This window comes from Micromonospora avicenniae (assembly GCF_900156065.1).
Taxonomy (GTDB): Bacteria; Actinomycetota; Actinomycetes; order Mycobacteriales; family Micromonosporaceae; genus Micromonospora; species Micromonospora avicenniae.
On record NZ_FTNF01000003.1, the window covers coordinates 217,199 to 237,461 of the forward strand.

At 73.4% G+C, this 20,263-nt stretch carries 15 protein-coding genes; 5 read left to right on the plus strand and 10 right to left on the minus strand.

The features are described 5' to 3' along the window. Positions 1 to 36 precede the first annotated feature (36 nt). From BXA10_RS06695 to BXA10_RS06705, 3 genes are read left to right on the plus strand one after another with little or no spacing between them, the layout of a single operon-like run. Positions 37 to 675: a 5-oxoprolinase subunit B family protein gene (locus BXA10_RS06695; protein ID WP_076468669.1), complete on the plus strand. Its 639-nt coding sequence runs from the start codon at positions 37 to 39 to the stop codon at positions 673 to 675. After that, complete coding sequence (locus BXA10_RS06700) at positions 672 to 1,529, plus strand: 5-oxoprolinase subunit C family protein (protein ID WP_076468671.1); 858 nt, start codon at positions 672 to 674, stop codon at positions 1,527 to 1,529. Before BXA10_RS06695 ends, BXA10_RS06700 begins: the two co-directional genes overlap by 4 nt. Further along, positions 1,513 to 2,262 (plus strand): LamB/YcsF family protein, encoded by a 750-nt coding sequence (locus tag BXA10_RS06705; protein ID WP_076468673.1) that lies wholly within the window; start codon positions 1,513 to 1,515, stop codon positions 2,260 to 2,262. Before BXA10_RS06700 ends, BXA10_RS06705 begins: the two co-directional genes overlap by 17 nt. 36 nt (positions 2,263 to 2,298) lie before the next feature. Here BXA10_RS06705 and BXA10_RS06710 read toward each other — a convergent pair whose 3' ends face one another. From BXA10_RS06710 to BXA10_RS30725, 7 genes are all read right to left on the minus strand, one after another. Further along, entirely contained in the window at positions 2,299 to 4,131 is a 1,833-nt protein-coding gene (locus BXA10_RS06710) for an NHL domain-containing thioredoxin family protein (RefSeq protein ID WP_076468675.1), read from the minus strand. Positions 4,132 to 4,254: 123 nt separating this feature from the next. After that, the gene (locus BXA10_RS06715; RefSeq protein WP_076468677.1) at positions 4,255 to 6,741 is read right to left on the minus strand and encodes an LppU/SCO3897 family protein; all 2,487 of its coding nucleotides are present in this window, start codon (positions 6,739 to 6,741) and stop codon (positions 4,255 to 4,257) included. Positions 6,742 to 7,085: 344 nt separating this feature from the next. After that, positions 7,086 to 7,223 carry a hypothetical protein gene (locus BXA10_RS31365; protein ID WP_175649134.1) on the minus strand — a complete coding sequence of 46 codons (138 nt, stop codon included), beginning with the start codon at positions 7,221 to 7,223 and terminating at the stop codon, positions 7,086 to 7,088. A 221-nt stretch (positions 7,224 to 7,444) separates the two neighbouring features. Continuing rightward, positions 7,445 to 8,932 (minus strand): dihydrolipoamide acetyltransferase family protein, encoded by a 1,488-nt coding sequence (locus tag BXA10_RS06720; RefSeq protein ID WP_076469243.1) that lies wholly within the window; start codon positions 8,930 to 8,932, stop codon positions 7,445 to 7,447. A 5-nt stretch (positions 8,933 to 8,937) separates the two neighbouring features. Continuing rightward, positions 8,938 to 9,927 (minus strand): alpha-ketoacid dehydrogenase subunit beta, encoded by a 990-nt coding sequence (locus tag BXA10_RS06725; RefSeq protein WP_076468679.1) that lies wholly within the window; start codon positions 9,925 to 9,927, stop codon positions 8,938 to 8,940. After that, positions 9,927 to 11,102, minus strand: a complete 1,176-nt coding sequence (gene pdhA / locus BXA10_RS06730) for a pyruvate dehydrogenase (acetyl-transferring) E1 component subunit alpha (RefSeq protein WP_076468682.1) — start codon at positions 11,100 to 11,102, stop codon at positions 9,927 to 9,929. Before pdhA ends, BXA10_RS06725 begins: the two co-directional genes overlap by 1 nt. An 814-nt stretch (positions 11,103 to 11,916) precedes the next feature. Continuing rightward, on the minus strand, positions 11,917 to 12,207 hold the full coding sequence (locus BXA10_RS30725) for a hypothetical protein (RefSeq protein ID WP_139337902.1): 291 nt from the start codon (positions 12,205 to 12,207) through the stop codon (positions 11,917 to 11,919). A 299-nt stretch (positions 12,208 to 12,506) separates the two neighbouring features. Here BXA10_RS30725 and BXA10_RS06740 point away from each other — a divergent pair, with 299 nt between their 5' ends. Then, the gene (locus BXA10_RS06740) at positions 12,507 to 13,133 is read left to right on the plus strand and encodes a phosphatase PAP2 family protein (protein ID WP_425436040.1); all 627 of its coding nucleotides are present in this window, start codon (positions 12,507 to 12,509) and stop codon (positions 13,131 to 13,133) included. A gap of 161 nt (positions 13,134 to 13,294) precedes the next feature. Here BXA10_RS06740 and BXA10_RS06745 read toward each other — a convergent pair whose 3' ends face one another. From BXA10_RS06745 to BXA10_RS06755, 3 genes are all read right to left on the minus strand, one after another. After that, positions 13,295 to 14,512 (minus strand): hypothetical protein, encoded by a 1,218-nt coding sequence (locus BXA10_RS06745; protein WP_076468688.1) that lies wholly within the window; start codon positions 14,510 to 14,512, stop codon positions 13,295 to 13,297. Between the two features lie 56 nt (positions 14,513 to 14,568). Beyond that, entirely contained in the window at positions 14,569 to 16,233 is a 1,665-nt protein-coding gene (locus BXA10_RS06750; RefSeq protein WP_076469247.1) for a GTPase, read from the minus strand. 112 nt (positions 16,234 to 16,345) lie between these two features. Further along, positions 16,346 to 18,160, minus strand: coding sequence for a GTPase domain-containing protein (locus tag BXA10_RS06755; protein WP_076468690.1), 1,815 nt, complete (start codon positions 18,158 to 18,160; stop codon positions 16,346 to 16,348). A gap of 195 nt (positions 18,161 to 18,355) precedes the next feature. Between BXA10_RS06755 and dnaK the strand changes: the two genes are divergently transcribed. Beyond that, positions 18,356 to 20,221 carry a molecular chaperone DnaK gene (gene dnaK / locus BXA10_RS06760; protein ID WP_076468692.1) on the plus strand — a complete coding sequence of 622 codons (1,866 nt, stop codon included), beginning with the start codon at positions 18,356 to 18,358 and terminating at the stop codon, positions 20,219 to 20,221. Positions 20,222 to 20,263: the final 42 nt, after the last annotated feature.

A 20,263-nucleotide genomic window follows, 5' to 3' on the forward strand; every position in this document is an offset into this window, starting at 1 on the left:
TACCCGTATCCAGGCCGGTTGGGCCAGGATGGCGGCATGCGGATCCGACCCGTCGGGGCGCACGCCCTGCTGCTCGACCTCGCGCCCGACCGCGAGCCCGCCCGGGCCGAGGTGGCCGGTCGGGTGGAGGCGTGGCGGGCGGAGCTGGCCCACCGCCGCGACCTGGGCGAGCTGGCCGCCGTGGAGATCGTCCCGGCGGCGACCACCGTGCTGCTCGACGGAGTACCCGAACCGGAGGAGACCGCCCGCCTGATCGCCGGCTGGACGCCCCGCCCGGCCACCGCCGGCAGCACCGCCGACCCGGTCGAGGTCCCCATCACGTACGACGGGGAGGACCTGCCAGTCGTCGCGTCGCACTGGGCCACCAACGTGGCCGCCGTGGTGGACCGGCTGACCCGCACCGAGTTCCAGGTGGCCTTCTGCGGCTTCGCACCCGGCTTCCCGTACCTCACCGGACTCCCGGACGCCCTCGCGCTGCCCCGGCTGCCCACTCCGCGTTCCCGCGTCCCGGCCGGCTCGGTCGCCCTGGCCGGCCCGTACGCCGGGATCTATCCGAGTCCGTCCCCTGGCGGGTGGTTGCTGGTCGGGCGGACCGGGCTGGTGCTCTTCGACGTCACCGCCGATCCGCCGTCCCGGCTCACCCCCGGCACCCGCGTCCGGCTGGTGCCGGCATGACAAACGAAATCGTCGTGCTCCGCGCCGGGGCGCTCACCACCGTGCAGGACCTCGGTCGACCCGGCTACGCCCACCTCGGCGTGCCCCGCTCCGGTGCCCTCGACCCGGCGGCGCTCCGGCTCGCGAACCGGCTGGTCGGCAACCCCGAGAGCGCGGCCGGGCTGGAGATCACCGTTACCGGCTGCGCGCTGCGGCTCACCCGGGCGGCCACCGTCGCGGTCACCGGCGCCGAGGCGGAGATCCGCGTGGGGACCCGCCCCGGCGACCCCGGCCGGCCGCTGTCCGTACCGGCCGGGGCGGTGCTGCGGATCGGTGCGGCCCGCAACGGGGTACGCAACTGGCTGGCCGTCTCCGGCGGGGTCGACGTGCCACCCGTACTGGGCAGCCGGGCCACCGACACCCTGTCCGGGCTCGGCCCGGCCCCGCTGCGCGACGGTGACCGGATCCCCCTCGGCACCCCGGTCGGGCCGCCCCCACCTGTCGACCTGACCGTCGGTCCGCCGCCCCGCGCCGAACTGCGGCTCGCCGTACGGCTCGGCCCGCGCCACGACTGGTTCACCCCGGCGGCGCTGGACCAGCTCTTCGGCACCGCGTACACGGTGAGCCCGGTGAGCAACCGGGTCGGCGCGCGACTCGCCGGCGCAGCGCTGCCTCGCGCGGTCGCCGGCGAACTGCCCAGCGAAGGGATCGTGCTCGGCGCCGTCCAGGTGCCGGCGGACGGCCAACCGTTGATCTTCCTGGCCGACCATCCGACCACCGGCGGGTATCCGGTCATCGGGGTGGTGGCCGACGTGACCCCGCTCGCACAGGCCCGCCCAGGCACTACCGTCAGATTCCATGGACCTCAACGCTGACCTCGGCGAGGGATTCGGCATCTGGCAGCTCGGCGACGACGACGCACTGCTGAGCCTGGTCACCTCGGCGAACGTCGCCTGCGGATTCCACGGCGGTGACCCGCCCACCATGCGCCGGGTCTGCGAACAGGCGGCGCGACGCGGGGTCGCGGTGGGCGCACAGGTCGGCTACCGGGATCTGGCCGGGTTCGGCCGGCGGCACATCACGTACGACTTCGCGGAGCTGCGCGACGAGGTCATCTACCAGCTCGGCGCGCTGGACGCGTTCTGCCGGCTGTTCAGGGCCCGGGTGCGCTACCTGAAACCGCACGGGGCGCTCTACCACGCGGCGATGTCCGACGAGAAGGAGGCGGCGGCCCTGGTGGCGGCGGTCAACGAGTACGACCACGGGCTGCCGCTGCTCTGCCAGCCCGGGTCGGTGCTCGCCCAACTGGCCGTCGGCGCCGGTCTGCGGGTCGTCGGCGAGGGCTTCGCCGACCGCGGTTACCTGCCCAACGGCACGCTGGTACCCCGCAACGCGCCAGGCGCGCTGGTCACCGACCCTGAGCAGGTCGCCGAGCGGGCCGTCCGGATGGCCACCGAGCGGACCGTGGTGGCGGTGGACGGCAGCGTCGTGCCGTGCCCTGTCGAATCGATCTGCCTGCACGGCGACAGCCCCGGCGCGGTCGCCTCGGCGGAGATGGTGCGCGCCGCGCTGATCGACGCGGGAGTGCAGGTCAGCCCGTTCGCTTGAGGGAGGGACCCTCGCCCCCGGGCCCCTCCCCGTGAATCAGGCGTCCAGGCCGCGCAGCACCAGCGGCAGCCGGGCCGCGCCGCCGTCCACCACCCGGACCGGTACGCCCCAGTCCTGCCGGGTCAGGTGGCAGGCCGCGTGCTCGACGTCGACGTCGCAGGTCGCGGCCTGGGCGGTCACCTGGAGCACGCCGCCGGTCACCGCGCTGTTGACCACCAGCCGCCGGGACAGCTCGGTGCTCGTGCCCGCCCCCTCGACGAGAAGCTCGGGCGGGGACGCGGAGACCACCAGCCGGGTGGACGGACCGTAGGTCTCGTCAAGCTTCTGGCCGGGCGCCGGGGTGAAGACGATGTCCAGCGTCAGCTCGCCGGCCGTCACGTCCGTCGGCTTGCGCTCGGCGCGGTGCCGGGGACCGTCCACCGTGTTCGCACCGGCAGCGGAGAGCGCGCCGGGTGCCAGCCGGGTGAGCCGGTGTGCCGCGGACTCCACCACCAGCACCTCGCCCTCCCCGGTGACCACCAGGTCACTCGGCTCGGCCAGGCCGTCGGCGACCGTCGAGACCTGGTCGGTCGCCGGGTCGAACCGGCGCACCGCTCCGTTGTACGTGTCCGCGATCAGCACCGAACCGTCCGGCAGCGCGCACACGCCCAGCGGGTGCTGGAGCAGTGCCGACGCGGCCGGCCCGTCGACGTGGCCGAAGTCGAAGAGCCCCTGCCCGACCGCGGTGCCCATGACACCGTTCTCCACGTACCGGATCGCGCTGGTCTCGCTGTCGGCCACCCAGAGCCGGGTTCCGTCGGTCGAGACGGAGAGGCCGGAGGGCTGGGCCATCCACGCCTCGGCCAGCGGGCCGTCGCGCAGCGCCTCGACGGTGGTGCCGGCGTACATGCCGGCGGTCCGCTTGATCGGGTCGAACCACCACAGCTGGTGGATGCCGGCCATCGCGATGACGATCTTGTCGTCGTACCAGGCGAGGTCCCAGGGGGAGGAGAGGTCGACCGAGAGCGCGTCGTGGGCGTGGTCGTCGACCGTCGAGCGCCACTGCCGCCCCGTGCCGGCGATCGTGACGACCTCGCCGGTCGTCAGGCGTACGCCGCGAAGCAGGTGGTTGACGGTGTCCGCGACCACGAGGTCGTAGCCCGCGACCTCGGCCACCTGCTCGGGCAGCACGCAGAGCCCCTGCGGCTCGGAGAACGTGGCGACCTCGGCCGGGCCGTCGGTCCGCCCCCGGCTGCCCGAGCCGATCCGGCGTACCAGCGTCTCGCCGTCCGGCTCCAGCTCGACCAGCGAATGCCGGGCCGAGTCGGAGACGAGCAGGTTGCCGCTGTCCAGCAGCACAGCCTTGCCGGGGAAACGCAGCGTGGTCTCCGGCTCGGCGGGCGGGACGTACGGGCCGTCGCCCCGGTGCAGGGTGCCCTTCGCCTCGTGGGTGGCGATCAGCTCGTCGATGAGCCGGGCCAGCCCCTCGGCGTGGCCCTCACCGGCCATGGTGGCCACCACGTACCCCTCCGGGTCGATCACCGAAAGGGTCGGCCAGGCGCGGGCGGCGTACTGCTGCCACATGTCCATCTCGGGGTCGTCGAGCACCGGGTGGTGCACCCCGTACCGCTCGACCGCCGCCGCGAGCGCGTCGGCGTCCTTCTCGTGCTCGAACTTCGGCGAGTGGACGCCGATCACCACGAGCACGTCGCCGTACTTCTCCTCGAGTGGCCGCAGCTCGTCGAGCACGTGCAGACAGTTGATGCAGCAGAAGGTCCAGAAGTCAGCGATGACGATCTTGCCGCGGAGGTCGGCGAGGGTGAGGTCGCGGCCGCCGGTGTTCAGCCAGCCCCGGCCGCGCAGCTCAGGAGCCCGTACTCGTGCGCTCATGCGTCCAGTCTGCCGGACCCGGCCGGTGGTGCCCGGCGGTACCCCGAGCGGGCTCGATCACACCTGCCCGGCCCCGGACACGACGGCGGGGGCCACGGACGACCGTGGCCCCCGTCGAGGCGACTACTTGCCGGCGGCGGCCGGCTTCAGGCAGAGCACCCGGTTGGGGCCGTCTCCCTGCAGTACAACGTGCGGCAGGGTCGGGTCGCCGCACTTGTCCTTGTTGTCCACCTTCGAGACCACGGTGAACGCGTTCGCCTCACCGCAGTCGGCCGGGACGGCACCCTCGCCGGCCTGCTTCACGCAGCTTCCCACCGCCGGGTCGAAGGCCGGCGCCTGGTCGCCGCCGACCTTGCCGAGCAGGAAGAGCAGGCCGAGCGGCACCGCCAGGATCAGCACCGCGGCGGTCAGCACCGCCGCCAGCACCCGCCCGTTGCGGACCTTCGGCGGCGGCGCCTCGGTCTTCGGCTCCTCGTCCGGCTTGAAGGCGTCGAACCGGCCCTGGTCGGACTCCGGCGCGCCCTGCCCCCAGTTGGGGACGGACCGCTGGTCCGGTCCGTGCTGTGTCCAGGCCGGAGCGGATTGCTGGTCGGGCCCGTTCTGCGGCCACGACGGCACGGGCTGCTGCTGCGGGGCCGGCGGAAAGGCGGGCGGGAACGCGCTGGTGGGTGCCGGCTCGCTGTCGGGCAGCGGGGGCGGCCCGTAGCCCGCGGCGGCGGGCATCCCGGGATCGTTGGGCACCGGCGAGCCGTACGGATCGGCCTGCCGTTCGCCGGGATGCGGCCGGTTGCCGTTGACGGGCCGGGTGTTGTTCGGCGCGTCGACGAAGGTCGGCACACCCGGCGGGAACGCCGGCGGGGGCGGCGGCCCCGAACTCGCCGGGCCGGACTCGGCGTAGCCGACCGGCGGCGGGGCCAGGTCGCGGTCGTCGAAGCGGTGACCCACCTCAGGCCGGGCGTCCATGCCGTAGCCGTTCGGCTGGACCTGCTCCGGCTCGTCCGCCGGCTCGGGCTGGGCCGGGCGACCGTACACCCGCGGCTGCGGTGCGGACGCGGCGTCGGGCCGCAGGGACTGATCGGCTGGCGGCATCACCCGGCTGGCCAGCGGCACTGCGGCGCTCGCCGTGGTGCGACCGGCCGCACCGGATTCGGGAGAGGTACGTGGCGCGGGCACCACCGGGCCGGCCGGTGATGACGGCTCATCCGGATGGGTGTCGCCTCCCCAGGCCGGCTGCTCCGACTCGTACGCCGGTCCGGTCGCTTCGACGGGCGGCCAGCCGGCGCGCTCGTTCGACGCCGGCTGCCCGAACTGGGCCGGCTGCCCGGCGACTGCGCCGTACTGAGCCGCCGGGAGTTCGGCAGGCGGCGCGTAGTCGACCGGCGGCGTAGCGGCCAGGCTGGCGCCCGGCACCCGTTGCTCCTGCGGAGGCAGCGGTACGACGTTCGCCGGGGAGATGCCCGGCGCGGGGCCGGGCTGGTAGACGGGGGCCTCCTCGGGACGCTCGGCGGAGCGGCTCGCCGAGTCGGCGTCGGTGTTGCCCCACGCCTCGCCGGGTGCCCACGGCTCCACCTCCGACACGCCCTGCCGCTCGCCGGGCGTGCGCTGCGGCAGGCTGCCGGCGCCGGGCACGCTGGCGCTGGCGCGCGCGGGCGTGCCGTTCGGCTCCGCCGACCAGCCGCCGGAGCGGGCCGGATCGGCGGGGGCCTCGCCCCAGCCACCCGCGGGGGCGCCGTCGGACGAGGGTTCCTGGGTCTGCGGGAGCATCCAGTCGGGCTGCTGCGGCTGGCTCGTGGCGGCGGCTCCCCAGCTGCCGGAGGTGTCCGGCTGGGCGGGCTGGTCGGCGTGCCCCGGGGTGGCCGGCGGCCAGCCGGCGTCCTGCTGCGGGGTCCATCCGGCGGGGCCGGAGTCACCCGCCGTCGGCACCTGTGCTGCGCCGCGCGCGGCCTGTTCGGCCTGGGCCCACGCCGGTGCGTTCTGTTCGGCCTGCGCCCAGGCCGGCTGCTCGGCCTGCTGCCCGCCGTCGTTCCAGCCGTTCCCGGGCGTCTCCGGCTGGGAGCCGCCGGCGGGCCAACCGCCGTTGGCCGGGCCGGGCTGAGCCGCAGCAGCGCCCCAGCCGGGCTGGTCGGATTGCGACGCGTCGCCCGGCTGCTGCGGAGTCCATCCGCCCGAGCGCGCCGGGTCGTCCTGGGGCCACACCTGCGGAGGCGATGCGGGCGAGGGAACCTGAGCCGCACCGCGGGCGGCTGGCTGGGCCTGCGCCCAGGCCGGCTGCTCGGCCGCGCCGGCCCAGCCCTGGCCGGACTGTTCGGGCTGCCCGCCCCAGGAAGGCTGGGGGGTGCCGGTCGCGGGCCACGGCGCGGGCTGCCCCGCGTCGGCCGGTGGCGGGGTCTGCGCGCCCCACTGGGCGGGCGGCTGGTCGTTCTGGGCCGGCCAGTTGGGCGCGGCCGGATTGTGTCCTACCGGTGGCGGGGGCGCCCAGCCCAGGTCCGGGCCGGTGCCGTAGCCGTTGGCCGGCTGCGCCGGGTGGTCGCCGTACGGCGCCGGTCCGCCGGCGCCCGGCGGCACCTCGTCCGGCTCCTGGCCGGGGTGGTGCGGGCCCTCGGACGTCATCGGTGCGCCTCCTCATCACATGTCGGCTGCCGGTGCCGATCGGTCTCCTCGGCTTGGCTGCCGGCGTTGCCGGCGTACCGGCCGTGCCGGGCTCCCCGCACCGTATCCGGTGACCGTCCAGGGCACCCGGGGAGCATCGGCCGTCACTCCACGTGGTCGGGTGGTATCGAACTGCGCTCAGTCGGCTCGACCTGCCCCGAATCGGTGGCGACGACCGAAGCCCACCGTACCGGGCGCTGCGCCTAGGTGGAATCCCGGTGTCAATGGGTGTGAAACGCCGATGACCCGCCCGGTGCTCCCGGGCGGGTCATCGATCTGGAGGAGGTGAGGAAAGGTCTGGTGCGTCAGCTCATGTGACGCTGGGCGATCACGAGGAGCTCCTCGCGGACGGCCGGCGAGTTGGCGGAGCGCAGCGCGTGCTCGATGGCGCGGGCGCGGCGGTTGGCGTCGCGGCGGGTCTTGATTCGCTCGATCATGCTCATGGTCGGTCTCTCCTCCGGCTATTCGGTTGTCAGCCCCTTGATGTCTCTATTGAACACCAACCAGGCGCAGACTTCCATCGATTATTAGGTGAGCTGCACCACGAGCCGAACAATCAAAGGTTTCCAGGCTCCCCTGCCTATGTTTCTGTCTCTCAATGGACACGGCCGGTGTGCCGGGCGTTAACCCGTGGCACACCGGCCGTGGCTGGTGGAGGGACCGGTCAGGTCCAGGCGAGCAGCGCCGCCTCCGGATCGGAGAGGAAGTCCCCGACGTCCCGGAGGAACTTCGACCCGAGCTCACCGTCGATGATCCGGTGGTCGAAGGAGAGACCGAGCGTGGTGACCTGACGCGGACGCACCTTGCCCTTGTGCACCCAGGGCATCTCCCGGATCGCACCGAAGGCCAGGATCGCCGACTCGCCCGGGGGCAGGATCGGCGTCCCGGTGTCCACGCCGAACACGCCGACGTTGGTGATGGTCAGCGTGCCGCCGGACATGTCCGCCGGTGTGGTGCGGCCGGCCTTGGCCGTCTGCACCAGGTCGGTCAGGGCGTCGGCCAGCTCGCGGAGCGACAGCCGCCCGGCGTCCTTGACGTTCGGCACGATCAGGCCGCGATCGGTGGCCGCGGCGATACCCAGGTTGACGTACTCCTTGACGACGATTTCGTCGCCGGCCCAGGTGGAGTTGACCATCGGGTGCCGCCTGACCGCGAGCAGCACGGCCTTGGCGACCAGCAGCAGCGGCGAGATACGCACGTCGCGCCATTCGCGGCGGTTGCGGAGCCGGTCCAGCGCCTTCATCGCCCGGGTCACGTCGACGGTCAGGAACTCCGTCACGTGCGGGGCGGTGAAGGCCGAGCGGGCCATGTTCTCGGCGGTGAGCTTGCGCACTCCCTTGACCGGGATGCGCTGCTCACGGTCCGCGCCGAAGCTCGCCGCCGTGGTGACGGTCGTGGCGACCGGTGCCGGCGCGGTCGTGGCGTCCGCCGCCCGCTGGACGTCCTCCCGGGTGATCGAGCCCAGCGGGCCCGAGCCGGTCAGCGCGCTGAGATCGACGCCGAGATCCTTGGCGAGCTTGCGGACCGGCGGCTTGGCCAGCACGCCGGTCGGCGTGCCGCCGTGTCCGTTCGTAGCGGAAGTGTCCGGTGCCGGCGCGACCTGCTTCGGCACCACCGGCGCCGCGGTGGCCTGCGCCGGCACCGCCTGCGCCCGCGCCGGGACGGCCTGCGCCGGGACGGCACCCTTACGCGGTCGGCGCTTCGCGGTGCTGGTACGTGGGCCGTAGCCGACCAGCACCGGCGTCCGTCCACCCGGCGCCGGGCTGCCGATCAGACCCGGCTCGACCGCGCCCTCGGCCGGTGCCACCTCGACCGCGGCCAGCGAGGCCGCCGACGGGGTGGGCAGATCGCCGCCGGGCTGGGCGGCGGCCGACGGCGCCTGCGGGGTGTCCAGCGGGCCGGCGTCCGGGTCGGTGTCGATCGAGATGATCGGGGCGCCGACGTCGACGGTGGCGCCCTCCGGGTGGAAGATCGCCTGGACCCGGCCACCCCACTTCGCGGGGATCTCCACGGCCGCCTTGGCCGTCTCGACCTCGACGATCGGCTGGTTCAGCTCGATGATGTCGCCGACCTTGACCAGCCAGTTGAGGATCTCGCCCTCGGTGAGGCCCTCGCCCAGGTCGGGCAGGTTGAACGTCTTGACTCGGGACATGTCGCTCACCAGCCGAAGGTGCGGTCGACGGCGTCGAGCACCCGGTCGATGTCGGGCAGGTACTCCTCCTCCACCCGGGCGGCCGGGTAGGGGGTGTCGAAGCCGCTCACCCGCAGCACCGGAGCCTCCAGCGAGTAGAAGCACTCCTCGGTGATCCGTGTCGCGATCTCCGCGCCGAGGCCGACGTTGGACGGCGCCTCGTGCACCACCACGGCCCGGCCGGTGCGCCGGACCGACTCGTACGCCGCGGTCAGGTCCAATGGGGAGATCGAGCGCAGGTCGATGACCTCCAGCTCACGACCCTCCTCGGCGGCGGCGGTCGCCGCGTCCAGGCAGGTCCGCACCATCGGGCCGTACGCCAGCAGGGTCGCGTCGGTGCCGGGGCGGGCGATCCGGGAGGCGTGCAGCGGGTACGCGTCGGCCAGCGGCGCGTCCAGGTCGACGGGACCCTTCTCCCAGTAGCGCCGCTTCGGCTCCAGGAAGACGATCGGGTCGTCCGAGGCGATCGCCTGCTGGATCATCACGTACGCGTCCTGCGGGTTCGCGCAGGAGACCACCTTCAGGCCGGGGGTGTGCGAGAAGTACGCCTCCGGCGACTCGGAGTGGTGTTCGACCGCGCCGATGCCGCCGCCGAACGGAATCCGGATCACCATCGGGATCCGCAACTTGCCGCCCGAGCGGTAGTGCATCTTCGCCACCTGCGACACGATCTGGTCGTAGGCCGGGTAGACGAAGCCGTCGAACTGGATCTCGCAGACCGGCCGGTAGCCGCGGATGGCGAGGCCGACGGCGGTACCGATGATTCCCGACTCGGCGAGCGGGGTGTCGATCACCCGCTGGTCGCCGAAGTCCTTCTGGAGCCCGTCGGTGATCCGGAAGACGCCGCCGAGCTTGCCGACGTCCTCACCCATGATCACGACCTTGGGGTCGTTCTCCAGGGCCCGCCGTAGCCCGGTGTTCAGGGCCTTGCCGATGGTGAGCGTCTCCGTGGCCATCAGTGGGCGCTCCCCTCGAACGACTCCATGTAGCGGCTGAACTTCGCGCGCTGCTCGTCCAGCAGCGGGGAACCGTTCGGGTAGACGTGGTCGAACATGGTGACCGGTTCCGGGTTCGGCATGGCCAGTACCCGCTCACGCAGGTGCAGCGACTCGCGGCGGGCCTGCTCGTCGACCTCGGCGAAGAAGTCCGCGTCGACGATCTGCTGCTTGGTCAGGAAGGCCTTCATCCGGGCGATCGGGTCCTTGGCCTGCCACGCCTCGACCTCGCTGGCGATCCGGTAGCGGGTCGGGTCGTCGGAGGTGGTGTGTGCGCCCATCCGGTAGGTGTACGCCTCGATCAGGCTCGGGCCCTGCCCGTGCCGGGCGTTGTCCAGCGCGGTACGGGTCACCGCGTACGACGCGAGCACGTCGTTGCCGTCGACCCGAACTCCGGGGAAGCCGAAGCCGGCCGCCCGCCGGTAGAGCGGGACGCGGGTCTGCCGCTCCAGCGGCTCGGAGATCGCGTACTGGTTGTTCTGGCAGAAGAAGACGAGGGGAGAGTTGAAGACGCTCGCCCAGACGAAGGCCTCGTTCACGTCGCCCTGGCTGGTGGCGCCGTCGCCGAAGTACGCGATCACCGCCTCGCCGTCGTCGGTGCCGGTCTTGCCGTCCATGGCGACGCCCATGGCGTACCCGGTGGCGTGCAGGGTCTGCGCCCCGATCACGATCGTGTACATGTTGAACTTGAACTCGTTCGGGTCCCAACCGCCCTGGTCGACACCGCGGAACAGGCCGAGCGGCATGATCGGGTCGATGCCCCGGCAGTAGAGGACGCCGTGCTCCCGGTAGGTCGGGAAGGCCATGTCCTGCGTGCGCAGCGCGCGGCCCGAGCCGACCTGCGCCGCCTCCTGTCCCAGGAGGCTGGCCCAGAGGCCCAGTTCGCCCTGGCGCTGCAGGGCGGTGGCCTCGGCGTCCAGCTTCCGTACCAGCACCAGGTCGCGGTAGAGGCCGCGGTACTCCTCGTCGGTGAAGTCGACGCTGTAAACGGTGCCGTCCGGCCCGACGACGCTGTCGATGCGCTCGCCTTCGGGGGTGAGCAACTGCACCAGTTCCGGGTCGCCGCCCGTGCCCTTCCTGGAACGGGGTGCCGCCCGCCTGCTGCGGGTGCTGACCCCGGGGTCGCCCTTTGCCATCCGTCTCTCCCTGTCATGTCTGCGTCGGCACCGGCTGGTCGCCCGGCCGCGCAAATCCTGCGCCGGCCCGGCGGTGCCGGACCGGTCCTGGCGGCCGCGCCTAGCCCCGGTGAGGGTTGCCGCGCGGCGTGAGCCGGATTCAGTTGGCCGAACCCGGATCGGGGAGCGCCGGCGTCCGCCGAGCCTGCCGCGGGGGTGCGCGGAGGCCGCGGCTGCGTTGCCGTCGTGCTCCATATTCGCAGAGGAGGTGAGTGGCCCCACAGTACGCCCGGCCTGCTCGACGAGGCCCGATCGCTTCGCGGCCTTTGTCAACATCGGCACGTGGAGCACCCGACGACGATCCGGTGATGGTTCGTCACCGTTCGGGTAGTTGCCCATGTCGACACGCTGTAGGGATCTGGCCAACGGAGCGTCACTGGGTCAGGCTGGTCCCCGCAGGATCGCCGTGAACGGGCCGGTTTGCCGCACTCCGGGCCCGCCCCATCGGGTCGGTCCGTCCACTACCGACGACGAGGAGGCGCTTGGTGTCCGAGCCAGCCGATGGACCCGGTACGCCGCCGCTCGGGCGACACCGCGCCATCAACGGCGGTTACCGGCGGGTGGTGGGTGCGCACCGCGCGCCCGGCGCCGCCGGGCCGTCCCGGGGCTACCTCTTCACCGTCGCGCTGCTGGCCGGCACCGCCTCTATGCCGATCCTCGCGGCGATCAGTGCCGGCTCCGCCACGGTCGGCAGCACGGCGTTGCCGGACAGCAGCACTCCGTTCATCCCGACGCCCTCCGTGGGGCCGGTGGTCGTCCCGCTACCGACCTCCAGTCAGCCGCCCGCCCGGCCCACGACCAGCCCGTCGGCGGTGAGCCGCTGGTCGTCCGACCTGGCGCCGCGTGGACCCGAGCGGCCGGACCCGGACCGGAACGGCGCAGCCGAGGCCTGGAGCGGCACCGAGCCGGCCCGGCGGCCCACGCCACCGGCGCCGCGTCCCACTCCGACCAGCCCGCCAGGCCCCTCGCGCCCACCGTCGCCGAGCCCGTCGCCGACCCCGAGCACGTCACCGACGGACGAGCCGACCGCCGGTCCATCGCCGTCCGGGTCTCCCTCGCCACCCACCGCACTGCCCACCGAGGGCCCGGACGACTCGACGCGCCCGGAGGATTCGCCCGGCCCCGCGGATTCACCGGCCCTGACCGCCCGCCCCCGGCCGTCCGCCGGCACCCATCCGACCACCGTTCCCCGTCCCACCCCGGGCATCGGTCCGCGTACCGCCGGAAGCGGTTCGGCACCGTCGGCCGCCCCCGTCATCCCGTCGTGCCCGGAACCGGCGAACCGTTGTCCGCGCCGCTCGCCGTCTATACGGTGATGATCAGGCGCGGCCGGACCGCCCGGATGACGCACTTCGAGGAGACAGCGTGGACGGCGGTGGGGCCCCCGGTCCGGTCCCCGTGCCCCGGTCCGGTCCGGCGCTGCGGCTGGCCCGACTGATCACGGAGCTGACCGCACCCGCGGTGCTCGTCCCCGTACTGATGATCACTGTCGGCTGGCACAGCACCCGCGGTGGTGTGGCCGGGCTGGGGTGGGCACTGCTCGCCGTCATCTTCGTGAGCGGTATTCCGTTCGCGTACATCGTCGGCGGGGTACGCCGAGGGCGGCTCACCGACCACCACGTCGGGCAGCGCGAACAGCGCCGCGTTCCGCTGCTCGTCGGTCTCTGCTCGGTGGTCGTCGGCCTGGTTCTGCTGGTCGGGTTCGGCGCGCCGCGGCCGGTGGTGGCGCTGGCCGTGGCCGGGGCGGTCGGCCTGGTGGTGGCGGTGACCGTCAGCCACTGGTGGAAGATGTCGATCCACTCGGCCGTCGCCGCCGGCGCCATGGTGATCCTGGTTCTCACCTTCGGTGCCCGCCTGCTGGTCGTCGCGCCGCTGCTGGCCCTGGTCGGCTGGTCCCGGGTGCGGTTGCGTGACCACACCGTGCCGCAGGTGGTCGTTGGTGCGCTGGTGGGCGGCCTGGTCGCCGGGGTGGTCTTCGCCGCGTTGCGTTGAGCGGCGGCGACCGGACGCCCGCCGCGTCCCCGGCCCGGCACCTCGGAACTTCCCGGCCCGGCGATCGAACTCCCCGGCCCGGCGATCGAACTCCCCGGCCCGGCGATCGAACTCCCCGGCCCGGCACCTCGGAACTTTCGGGCCCGCTCGTCCGGGCCGGCTCAGTCGGGCTCGATCAGGCGGTGGCGGTTCGCCTCGATCCAGGCGTTCAGCGCCTCCGGGTCGTCCGGGTCCACGCCGCCGGCCATCAGCTCGGCCACCGCCGCGGTGGCCGGGCTGCGCCGCTCGCCGGTGCTGTAGAGACGGGCGAACTCGGGCACCATCTCCTCGATCGCCACGTCGGTCTGCGTCGCCGCGAGCGTCGGCAGCTCACGCTGCCGGGCTGCGTACGCGGCCCAGGCGCGCAGCACCCGGGGCAGCATCGCGGCGTCGTCCATGTCCAGCACTGCGCGCCGGTGCACCCAGTCGAGCAGGAACAGCCCCGCGACCGCCGGGCTCCAGCGCAGCGGGTCGGCGTCCGGGAAGCTCGCCGCGTGGTCCAGCAGCAGGCCGAGGCAGAAGTGCAGCGAGGCCAGCTCGGGGCCGTCGATGGTGTCCAGCCCGGCTCGGGTGGCCTCCGGGGAGGCGAGGAAGCGCCGGAGCAGGTCGGCCCGGTCGCTGGCGGAGAGCGGCTCGGGCGCCCCGCGCGCGGGCGTGGGGGCGGTGGGCAGTACGGCGAGCCGCGCGCCGGCCAGCGCCCGGTCGGTGGCGAGAGCCCCCGCGCTCGGCAGTTCGACGAGGTCGTCGGTGATCGCGAGGTGGCGGATCACCTCGTCACGCATCCGGGCCGGGTCCTCCTCCCGGAACCAGGTCAGCTCGTCGGCCGCGCACATCTGCCGCACCTGCTCGAGGATCCGCCCGGCCGGCCCGCCGACGTAGATGTCCTTGGTGATGCCGATGTTGTGGTCCACCAGCGCCACCAGCGCGTGCTCCTGGCCGCCGGCCGTGTCGTCGTATGCGAAGGTGGCCAGGTAGGAGGTCTGGTCCCCGTACACGTCGCCGTACGCCCAGGTGCCGGTGAGGTGTACCCGGCCGAGCTGTCCGGACCAGGCCGGTGCCTGGCTGCCCGGGCGGACCCGCTCGGCACCCTCGGCGTCGGGCACCAGGGCGGCGAAGACGGCCCGGATGGTGGTCGCCGCGGCGGTGCGCCGACGGGCGGTGGCGGCGAGGAAGCCGGTGACGAACTCCCGGACGGCCGTGTTGCGGTCGCTCTCCGCGATGGCGTAGACGCTGCCGAGCAGCGCCGCGCCGAGCATCTCGGCGTCCAGCGCGTTGTCCAGCCGGGTCACGTCGCGAGCGGCGTGCAGGACGGTGTCGTACGGGGTCCGGGGAGGGGCCATGCGTCGACCCTACGCCCGTGCGGGGGTAGCGGGCAGCGGGTGGCGATGGGCGAGGATCAGCGTCGGGTGGCGTCCCGGAGGGCATCCCGGGCCACGGCGTAGTTGGCGAGGACATCCCGGACCGGGGCCAGCACGTACTCGTCGCCCACCGCGGCCACCGCTGCGGTGAGCCGCTGGTCCGCCCGTCGTCGGGCCCGGACGGCGCCCCAACGGACGACCGGTCGGGTCAGCGCCGCGAGCAGCAGACCGGCGAGCAGGCCGCCGAGCAGCAGCAGCGTCGGCACCGGCACAACGCCCACCATCGGGTGCTCCGGGTCGGGCAGGCCGAGCGCGCGCAGCACGTAGCCGAGCACCAGCCAACCCAGCCCGCCGAGCGCCGCCAGCGTCACCAGCCACTGCCCGGCCCCGACCAACCGCCACCAGAGGGGTCGGCGGGCCATGCCGAGGTCGGTGGCGGCCACCACCCGGTCCAGTGCGTCCGGCAGGTCGGTGAGGCGGGACCGGGCCGCGTCGGCCACCGCGTCCGGCCAGCCGGCGGGCAGCTCGGCCGCCGCACGATCGGCCACCGTCCGGATCGCGAGCCCGAGCGCGGAACGCTGTGCGGCGGTCGGGTCCGGCACCGAGGTCGCGGCCACCAGGCTCTCCGCCGGGTCGGTGGCCTCGCCGGGCGCGCCCGGCAGGTGCAGCCGACGCATCGGATCGGGCCGCAGCCGCCGCCACCCACGAACCAGCGGCCACCCGGTGCTGGCGGCCGCGCGATGCCGGTACGCCTGCTGCACCGCCTCGGTCACTGCCGGCACCCCGGCCGTGCCGGCCAGGGCCCGGGTCAGCTCGCTCTTAGCGGCCTCGTCCGGGCCGGTCGTCGGGCGGTCGGAGCCGACCAACTCGTCCAGCCCCGCGACCACGGTGTCCACGTCACCGGCGAGGCGGCGCAGCGCCGCCTGGCGTTCGGTGACGGTCCGCTCCAGCGCCGCGCGCAGCTCGACGATGCCGCCAGGGTCGGTCGCGGTGGTGGCGAGCAGGGGTACGCCCTCCAGCCCGTCCGCGTCCAGCAGCCGACGCAGGTCGGCCAGGACCCGGGGAAGCTCGGCCGGGGAGAGCCGGTCGGCCTGGTTGAGCACGACCAGCGTGACGTCGCGGTGCCGGTGGAACTCGCCCAGGTAGTTCGTGTGGATCACCCGGTCGGCGTACTTCTGTGGGTCGACCACCCAAACCACGAGATCGACCAGACCGAGCAGACGGTCCACCTCCAGCCGGTGGGACCACTGCACCGAGTCGAAGTCGGGCAGGTCCAGCAGAACCAGGCCGTGCAGCGCGGCCTCGTCGTCGGCGTCCAGGGCGCTCTCCCGTACGAACCGGTGCCGGGGCAGGACGCCGATCCAGTCGAGCAGCCGGGCCGCACCCTCCTGGGCGCCCCAGACACAGGCGTGGGCGACCCCGGTCGTCGGGCGGCGCACCCCGACCGGAGAGAGATGCAGCCGGGCCAGCCCGTTGAAGAGGCTGGACTTGCCGCTGCCCGTCGCGCCGGCCAGGGCGACCACGGTGTGGTCGCGGGAGAGCGCCAGGCGGGTGCCGGCCCGCTCGACAAGCGTGTGCGCGGAGACGAGTCGGCTGTCCGGCAGGTGCCCGTCCGCTGCGGCGAGGAAGCGGCGTACCGCGTCCAGGCGGGCGAGCAGCACGTCCGGGTCGACCCGCTGGTCGCCGCGGAACGCGCCGCGCATCCGGCCGACCACGTTGCTCACCGCCCGGACCTCCCGCTCGTGACCGCCGGGTTCGCGGGTCCTCTCATCGCGTCGGTGACTCCGTTCGCGGCCGCGGCCCCAGTCCTCGTGCTCACGCGGTCGGCCCTCCGGTGGTCAGTCCGCTGCGTCGTCGCGCGGTCTCCACCCGGTCGGCGGCCGCCCGCAGCGCGCCGACGGTCTCCGCGTCGAGCCGGGCCGTTGCACTCCGGGTCAGGTAGCGCCCGGCCTCGTCGTCCAGCAGCGTCCGCACCCGCTCCAGCAGGTCGGTCCGGGCCTTTGCGGCCAGCGTACGCACCGCCTGGTCGCCGAAGATCGCCTGGAGCACGGCCTGCGCGGCCACCGTGGTGCCGGCGCCGGTGGCGACCTCCAGGCCGGTCGGGATGAACGCGGTCGAGGCGAAGACGGCGATCATCACCGTCAGGCCGGTGACGTTCACCGCGTACGCGGCGGTGCGGGCCACGAAGCGCTTGTCGCTGCCCTGCGTCCGGACGAGCTCCAGCACCCCGCGCTGCCAGTCCCGGACCAGCCGTTCGGCCCGAGCGGGCAGGTCCTCGCCCGGACGGGCCAGCGCCGGGTCGAGCAGCGCGACGCCCGCCGGATGCGCCTTCCAGCCGGTGTACGCCTGCTCGGCCGCCTCCGCGGCCACCCCGCGCAGCAACGTGACCAGTTGCGACTCGATCGCGCTACGCAGCCCGGCGGCCGGCGCAGGACGGCCGCTGAGCGCGGCGACCATCCGATCGCGCAGCTGCCCGATCCGGGCCTCCAGGGTGCGGAAGAACTCCCCGGTGCCGACGAACTCCTGCCAGCGGGCGAGTACCTCGCCGCGGAGCAGGCGGCCGTCGCTCAACCCCTGCTCGACGGTGCGGTGCGCTCCCCGGTAAGCGGTCCGTACCCGTTCGTCGAGGGCGTCGACGGTGGTGAGTTGTTCGTCGGCGGCGTCGGCGAGCCCCTCGACCGTCGGGTGCAGAGCGGCCAGCGCCCCGTCCAGGGTCTGCCGGACCACGGCGGCCCGGGCGTTCGTGTCGGCTGCCAGTCGGGTGAACCAGTCGGCCAGAGGGGTGGTGATCCGCTCCGGGAGCAACCCCTGGCCGTCGACCCGGGTCTCCGGCAGCACGAAGAGCGGCGCCTGGTCGAGCCCCTGCTCAGCGAGCATTTCGGACAGGTGGGCGGAAACCTCGTCGGCTGCCTCCGGGGGCACCCGGTCCAGCACCATGGCGATCACCGTGCCCCGGGCCCGGGCGCTGCGCAGCAGCTCCCAGGGCACGGCGTCGGCGTAGCGGGCCGCGGTGGTGACGAAGAGCCAGAGGTCGGCGGCGGCGAGCAGCTGACCGGCGAGTGCCCGGTTGGCGTCGACCACCGAGTCGATGTCCGGCGCGTCGAGGAAGGCGAGCCCGGCCGGGAACGCCGGAGCGGTGACGATCTGGAGGGTGCGGGGGTCCTCGCTCGGCTCGTTGGTACGTGTGAGGCCGGGCAGCAACTCGCCCTGCCGGAACCACGACGTGTCGGCTGGGCTGCACACCAGCACCGGTGACCGGGTGGTCGGGCGAAGCACACCGGCGGCGCTCACCCGCGCCTTGACCAGGCTGTTGACCAAGGTCGACTTGCCTGCGCCGGTGGAGCCGCCGACGACCACGAGCAGTGGCGCGTCGAGCCGGGAGAGGCGGGGAAGCAGGTAGTCGTCGAGCTGTTGGGTGAGCGCGGCGGCGTCCCGCCGGGCCGCCTCGGCCGACGGCAGGGCCAACGGGAATCGGGCCGCCCCGATCGCGACCCGCAGGGCCTCCAGCGCGGCGGGGAGGCTCTCGTCCCCGGGGTCGGCGGACGGGGCCGCCGGGGCGTCCCGTGGGCCGGTGCGGGCTGCGACGGCGGGCGTGCCGGAGTGGCTGGCGGGGTCGCCGTGCGTCGTCACCGCTAAAGCGTGCCCGACCGACGCAACTCAAGACAACCGATCAGTAGCATCAGGGGTTGCGTCGGGTCGACTCAATGCCGACTTGACGTTCCGCGTGGGCGTGGCACTATTGAGTCAAGTTCACTCAACTTGTGGTGGGTGCGCTGCGGGCGGTGCCCGTCACCTGCTCAAACCTTATGAAGCGAGGAAGCGAAGATGGCACGTGCGGTCGGTATCGACCTCGGCACGACGAACTCCTGCGTCAGCGTTCTCGAGGGCGGTGAGCCCACCGTCATCGCCAACGCTGAGGGCTCGCGGACGACCCCGTCGATCGTCGCGTTCGCCCGCAACGGCGAGGTGCTCGTCGGTGAGGTCGCCAAGCGGCAGGCGGTGACGAACCCGGACCGGACCATCCGGTCGGTCAAGCGGGAGATCGGCACCAACTGGACCGTGGACATCGACGGCAAGAAGTACACCCCCCAGGAGATCTCCGCCCGTACGCTCATGAAGCTCAAGCGGGACGCCGAGGCGTACCTGGGTGAGCAGATCACCGACGCGGTGATCACCGTTCCGGCCTACTTCAACGACGGCCAGCGGCAGGCCACCAAGGAGGCCGGTGAGATCGCCGGCTTCAACGTGCTGCGGATCGTCAACGAGCCGACGGCGGCCGCCCTCGCGTACGGGCTGGACAAGGGCTCCAAGGAGCAGACGGTCCTGGTCTTCGACCTCGGCGGTGGCACCTTCGACGTCTCCCTGCTGGAGCTGGCCGAGGGCGTCATCGAGGTCAAGTCGACCAGCGGTGACAACAACCTCGGTGGCGACGACTGGGACCAGCGGGTCATCGACCACCTGGTGAAGACCTTCCGTGGCGAGCACGGCATCGACCTCTCCCAGGACAAGATGGCCATGCAGCGGCTCAAGGAGGCCGCCGAGAAGGCCAAGATCGAGCTGTCCGCCGCCACCACCACCAACATCAACCTGCCGTACATCACGGCCGGCGCGGCCGGCCCGCTGCACCTCGACGTGACGCTGAGCCGCGCCGAGTTCCAGCGGATGACGCAGGACCTGCTGGACCGCTGCAAGGGCCCGTTCGAGCAGGCCGTGAAGGACGCCGGGATCAAGGTCTCCGACGTCGACCACGTGATCCTGGTCGGCGGCTCGACCCGTATGCCGGCCGTAACCGACCTGGTCAAGCAGCTGACCGGCCGTGACCCGAACAAGGGCGTCAACCCGGACGAGGTCGTCGCCGTCGGCGCCGCGCTGCAGGCCGGTGTGCTCAAGGGCGAGGTCAAGGACGTCCTGCTGCTCGACGTGACCCCGCTGAGCCTGGGCATCGAGACCAAGGGCGGCATCTTCACCAAGCTGATCGAGCGCAACACCACCATCCCGACGAAGCGTTCCGAGGTCTTCACCACTGCGGACGACAACCAGCCGTCGGTGCTGATCCAGGTCTTCCAGGGCGAGCGTGAGATCGCGGCCTACAACAAGAAGCTCGGCACCTTCGAGCTGACCGGCCTCCCGCCGGCGCCGCGTGGCGTGCCGCAGATCGAGGTCACCTTCGACATCGACGCGAACGGCATCGTGAACGTCCACGCGAAGGACCTCGGTACCGGCAAGGAGCAGAAGATGACGATCACTGGCGGCTCCTCGCTGCCGAAGGACGACATCGAGCGGATGCGCCGGGACGCCGAGGAGCACGCGGACGAGGACAAGCGCCGCCGCGACGAGGCCGAGACCCGCAACGTGGCCGAGGCGCTCCAGTGGCAGACCGAGAAGTTCCTCGCCGAGAGCGGCGACAAGCTGCCCACGGAGAACCGTGACCAGCTCAACGAGGCGCTCGGCGAGCTGCGTAGCGCCCTCGGTGGCCAGGACATCGAGAAGATCAAGTCGGCGCACGAGCGGCTGGCGCAGGTCTCCCAGCAGGCCGGTTCGCTGCTCTACTCGCAGCAGCAGGCCGAGCAGGGGCAGGCGGGCGGCCAGGCCGGACCGGACGCCGGTGCGACAGGTGCGACCGGTGGCACGCAGGCCGGTGGGGCCGACGACGTCGTCGACGCCGAGATCGTGGACGAGGACAAGAAGTGACGTTCCGCTCGCGACACGGACTCACGGCGAAGGTGAGGTAGC